The sequence below is a fragment of the Prosthecobacter sp. genome (assembly GCF_044378005.1).
Lineage (GTDB): Bacteria > Verrucomicrobiota > Verrucomicrobiia > Verrucomicrobiales > Verrucomicrobiaceae > Prosthecobacter.
Genome location: NZ_JBILYB010000244.1, coordinates 1 through 5339, shown reverse-complemented (window position 1 = coordinate 5339; position 5339 = coordinate 1). Strand labels below are relative to the sequence as shown.

The following is a 5339-nucleotide window of genomic DNA, read 5'->3' as shown; positions in this document are numbered from 1 at the left end:
AAGTGGCACCTGGGCGGCACCGCTCCGTTTCATCCGCAGCGGCGTGGCTTTGATGAGTTCTTCGGCTTTTTGCACGAGGGGCATTTTTATGTGCCGCCGCCGTGGCAGGGCGTGACGACTTGGCTGCGCCGCAAGACCCTGCCGGATGGCGGCCAGGGTCGGTGGACCTCACCCGATGGCCGTATCGTATGGAGCACTCATCTCGGCTCGAACGAACCCGAATACGACACGGACAACCCGCTGTTGCGCAGCAGTCAGCCCGTGGACGAACATGCGAACCTCACCGATGTCTTCACGCGTGAAGCCTGCGACTTCATCGACCGGCATTCCGCGCAGCCGTTCTTTCTTTATCTCGCCTACAACGCCGTTCACAGCCCCATGCAGGCCACGGATGATTACCTGAAGAAGTTCGCGCACATCGAAGACATCCAGCGCCGCATCTTCGCCGCCATGCTCGCGCATCTCGATGACAGCGTGGGCAGGATACTCGCGCAAATCCGCAACAGCGGCATCGAAGAGAACACGCTCGTTGTTTTCCTCAGCGACAACGGCGGCCCCACCCAAGAACTCACCTCCACCAATGCTCCGTTGCGCGGAGGCAAAGGCGAACTCTGGGATGGCGGCATTCGCGTGCCCTTCATTGCGTCGTGGAAGAATCACATCAACGCAGGTCAGGTGGTGAATGCACCTGTGGCGTCCATAGACGCCACCGCGACCGCGCTGAAAGTGGCTGGTGCTTTAGCTCCAAAGCCTTCAACCAAAGCCGAAGTCACCTTGGACGGCATCAACCTCATGCCCTTGCTCACGGGCAAGGCCACGCAGCTGCCCGAACGTCCCTTGTTCTGGCGCGTTGGCAAAAAGAACGCCCTGCGTCTCGGCGACTGGAAGCTCATTCGGGATGGCAAGGAGTGGCAACTCTACGATCTCACGCATGACATCAGTGAGATCAAAAATCTCGCCACCCAAGAACCCGCCCGCGTGCAGCAACTATCAGCGCTCTGGGATAAGTGGAACGCCGAACAAATGGAACCGCTGTGGAGATAAGGCACCCACTTTGATGAAGCTCACACTCAAACTCCTCACCGCCCTGCGGCTCACGCCGCTGGCAGTGGTCCACGCAGCATGAGTTTCCATGCCTACTGCGCCAGGCAACCACGACGCCCACGACTACGCTGAGCGCATCCGCGATGCGGCGGCCACGCCGCTTGCAGGAACTCCGGGAATGCTGTGGACTGAGCAAATACAGCCTTGCTCGTGAGAGGGGCATCAGTTGGGAATCCAACGGCAGGACCAAAGGCCGATTCAGCTTCCTGTTCAATGCCACATTTTCAAATGCTTACATTGCTCCACTTCGCTATTCAGGAATGGTAATTTTCAATGCCCCCCTCGCTCCTCGAACAACTCCTCACCCTGGTCGAAGACGAGGGGCCGTGGCGCCTTAGCTTTTCGGACCTAGCAGGGTTGGCACGACGGGTGCCGGATCTGGCTTTGCCGGAGGAGTGGAAGATTCATCGCTGTGAGTTTTGCGTGTTGGCGAAAAGTGGAGCGACGCTGCGCGGGTGTCTGAACAACAAACATGCGGTCAATCGGGTGCTGATCCGGCGTGGGGTGGGCTTTGTCGGGCAGTGTCATCTTGGGCTCACGGACATGGTGGAGCCGCTGGTGGTGCAGGGGCGTGTGCTGGGGGCTTTCTACTATGGCTCGGTGATCGTTCGCGGGACCGAGGCGGAGGCGGAGTGGCGCATCCGGCGGTATGCGCAGCGTCGCGGAGTGCCTGCGGAGCCGTTGTTGCAGCAGATGATGAAGACAACGCACGTCGAGGGGGCGGAGATCGAGCCGCGTCGTACGAGGTTGCGCCTGGTGGCGCAGATGGCCGCGCGGTTGGCGGAGGCCTGGGGGGTGCCGCTGGAAAATGACCTGCCGCGACGGGGCGGGCTGCCGTGGATTTCCGCGATGGAGTTTCCAGTGATGCTGCGGCGTGCGATGGAGCTTGTTCACCATCATTATGCCGAGACGATGACGCTGGCTGGCGTGGCTGAGTACCTGAAGGTGAACGCGGACCATCTGGGCCGACTCTTCCGCCAACACACGGAGGGCACGCTGGCGGATTTTCTCGGTCGTGTCCGGGTGAATCATGCCTGCCGGATGCTGGAGAGCGGTCGCTACTCGGTGGGCGAGATCGCGCTGCGTGTGGGTTTTGCGGACGCAGCTCATTTTGGCAAGGTCTTCAAGCGTCTCATGCACTGCACGCCGGGCGAGTATGCGGCGCGTGCAGCGGCCTGACAGCGGGTCGGATTCAGACCAAAGATCAGTCGTCTGGAGACATGGAAAAAAGCCGGTCACTCGGCAAGATCATCGTTCGATGAAAACCACGTTGGCCGCCTCGCTTTTGCTCGTCGTCTGTTCGCACGCCGCTGATCCGCTCAGCGTCTCCGGCATTTATCCGCATCTCACGGTCTTCAACTCCGACCCGAAGCGCGAGAGGTCGGCCATGGAATGCGGACTCGGCGCGGCGGTGCCGTGGGCGGGGAAGCTGTGGAGCACGACTTACACGTCCCACGACCTCGGGCGCGGCAATGACAAGCTCTTCGCCATCCTGCCTGATATGTCGCTGGAGATCCGGCCGGAGAGCGTGGGCGGCACAAATGCCTGCCGGATGATTCATCGCGAGTCGCGGCAGTTGTTGATCGCCTCGTATGCCATTGATGAGGCGGGCAAGGTGCGCGTCATCCCGCGTGACAAGCTGCCCGGACGGCTCACCGCGTTGGCGCGGCATCTCACCGACCCGGAGCACAAGGTGCTCTACCTCACGCAGGAAGGCGCGGTGTATGAGGTGGACGTGCATTCGCTGGCGGTGACGGAGCTTTTTAAGAAGCCGCTGCCCGGCTGGCACTACAAAGGCGCGTGGACAGCGCAGGGGCACTTCTTCATCGCGGCGAATGGTGAGGAGCCTGCGCCATCGCCTTTTTGGAAAGTGGACTACACCAGCGCGGCGACGAAGTTCGAGACGGAGAAACTGACGTGGCCGTATCTGCAAACGCCGTATCAACAGCTCGCCACGCCTCGCCAGACCGGGCAGACGATGTGGCGCGGCATCAGCGAGGACATCGGCAACCTCGGCGAGTGGGATGGCAAAGCGTGGCGCATCCTCTCGCGTCGGCAGCACCTCGACATCACCGGCCCCGGCGGACTCACGGGCCCGAAGAGCGATGACGAACCCGTCTGGGCGCTCGGCTGGGACCTGCGCTCGGCCTTCATCAAGGTGCGCGAGAAATCCGGCAGGTGGACGACTTATCGCCTGCCCAAATCAAGCTACACCGCCGATGGCGTGCATGGCTCGAACACCGAGTGGCCGCGCATCTGCGACGTGGGCGATGGCCCGCGTTTGATGTTCCTGCACAACGGCCTCTACGAGCTGCCCACCGGCTTCCGCGACGGCCACAGCGGCGGTTTGCGGCACATCGCCTCCACCCTCGTCACCGTCACCGACATGACGAAATGGAATAACCAACTCGTCTTCAGCCAGCAAGCGACTTCGGTGCACGGCATCCCTTTCGCCGTGCCCGGCCAGCCGCATTCAAACCTGCAGTTCCTGCAACGTGATGACCTGCCATCGTGGGGGCCCGCCGAAGCACGCGGCGGTGTGTGGGTGGAAGATGCGGTGAAAGCGAACACGCCGAGCGATGCCATCCTCATCGGAGGCTATGAGCAGCGCTGTCTGCACCTCGTCAATCACGGCGATGCCGCGGTGAGTTTCACCATCGAGACGGATGCCGATGGCAGCGGTCAGTGGAAAGAACTCACCACCCGCGAGCTGCCAGCCAAAGGCTACTCGCCCCTGATCTTCCCGAGCGACCTCAAAGCCCAATGGTTGCGCGTGAAGGCGAACGCCGACGGCATCGCCACCGCCTTCCTGCACGTCTCGACTTCGCGCCGTTCCTCGCTCGATGAAGCTCGCCTCTTCGACGGCCTCACCACCGCCTCCGAATCCATGACCAGCCTTGGCGGCATCATCCGCGCGGGATTCCCGACGACCAACCTGCAGTTCCTCACCCGCGATGGCCGCTACTTCGAGGTGGATGAAAAGCTCGCCTTCCACGCCATCGAAGCGCCAGCCGAAGTCGCCAAGCTGCAAGACACGCACGCCTTGAAGAACGAGTTCACCGAAGACGCCGCATCGATCATTGTGACTCGCTACGACGGCCAGCGCTTCCGTTTGCCGAAAGGTGACGCCGCCCTCAGCGACGCACCCGCCTGCCGCAGCATCCGCGAGTGCATCCAGGAGCGCTACCTCGCCAACTACCACGGCACCTTTTACGAAGTCCCTCGCGGCGGCACGTCTCCCTCCGGCCAGCGCAACATGCCCGACTTCCAGCGCATGAAGCCCGTCGCCACGCACCATAAACCCATCGCCGATTACTGCGTCTGGCGCGGCATGCTCGTCCTCAGCGGCGTGAAACCCGATGCCGCCAACGACGGCCACATCTTCGGCAGCGCCGATGCCAAACTCTGGTTCGGAGCCATCGACGATCTCTGGAAACTCGGCCAACCGCGCGGCCTCGGCGGCCCATGGCGCGACACCGCCGTCCAAGCCAACCAAGCCAGCGATCCCTATCTCCTCACCGGCTACGACCAGAAGACCCTCACCCTCTCGCACGATGCCAAACAGCCCGTCGAGTTCTCCCTCGAAGTGGACTTCTACGCCGATGGTCAATGGCAGGCCTACCAGCACCTCACCGTCGAGCCCGGCAAGCCCCTCGTGCACCAGTTCCCCCAAGGCTACGCCGCCCACTGGCTCCGCGTGAAGGCCAGCGCGGACTGCACCGCAACGGCGCAGCTTGAGTATCGGTGAGGTTCCAAAGTGGCTGGGGCTTGAGCCGAATCTTCCCGGAATGCGGCCAAAGCCGCAGCCACCTTATGCGAGCCGTTGCGAAAGCTGCTCGGCGAACTGTTTCACTTTGGCCCCGAGCTTCTCCAGGTTGGCTGGCGTGACGCGATCCGATGGACCGCTGATCCAGATGGCGGCGACGGGCTGGCCGCGATGATCGAAAATAGGTGCGGAGACGCAGGCGAAGGTTTCGCTCTCTTCGCCGCGGTCGAGGGCGTAGCCTAGCGCACCGCTTTCTCGCCCACCGGCAGGGATGACTTCCACGTCACCGAGAAGTTCGCGAAACTTTGGGGGAAGTGAGGGGCTAAAGCGGTGAAATGAGAAGAGCCGAGAAGGAAATAACAGGCTTTCCGTCCGTACCTTGGTTTTGCCAGTTAAGGACTCGAGAAGGGTGCGTTTCGCATGGCGTCGGGGGATCAAGATGATCCAGGCAATTTTAATGCTGTGAATG

4 protein-coding genes are annotated in these 5339 nt (G+C 62.1%); 3 read left to right on the top strand and 1 reads right to left on the bottom strand.

Features of this window, described 5'->3' with window-relative positions:
• The 3 genes from AC6FTP_RS25300 to AC6FTP_RS25290 form a co-directional block, all read left to right on the top strand.
• The coding region (locus AC6FTP_RS25300; protein ID WP_497209681.1) for a sulfatase-like hydrolase/transferase at positions 1–1044 on the top strand (1044 nt) is incomplete at its 5' end.
• A 333-nt stretch (positions 1045–1377) separates the two neighbouring features.
• A complete protein-coding gene (locus AC6FTP_RS25295; RefSeq protein ID WP_497209680.1) occupies positions 1378–2283 on the top strand; it encodes a helix-turn-helix domain-containing protein in 906 nt (301 codons plus the stop codon).
• A gap of 79 nt (positions 2284–2362) precedes the next feature.
• A complete protein-coding gene (locus AC6FTP_RS25290; RefSeq protein WP_497209679.1) occupies positions 2363–4852 on the top strand; it encodes a hypothetical protein in 2490 nt (829 codons plus the stop codon).
• Positions 4853–4915: 63 nt separating this feature from the next.
• On the opposite strand, the gene AC6FTP_RS25285 is transcribed toward AC6FTP_RS25290, so the two are convergent.
• Complete coding sequence (locus AC6FTP_RS25285; RefSeq protein ID WP_497209678.1) at positions 4916–5152, bottom strand: IclR family transcriptional regulator domain-containing protein; 237 nt, start codon at positions 5150–5152, stop codon at positions 4916–4918.
• Between the last annotated feature and the right edge of the window lie 187 nt (positions 5153–5339).

What these genes read in the sequence shown, in the direction of transcription:
- AC6FTP_RS25290 (WP_497209679.1), top strand. Translation starts at nt 2,363, where the DNA reads ATGAAAACCACGTTGGCCGCCTCGCTTTTGCTCGTCGTCTGTTCGCAC.
- AC6FTP_RS25295 (WP_497209680.1), top strand. Translation starts at nt 1,378, where the DNA reads ATGCCCCCCTCGCTCCTCGAACAACTCCTCACCCTGGTCGAAGACGAG.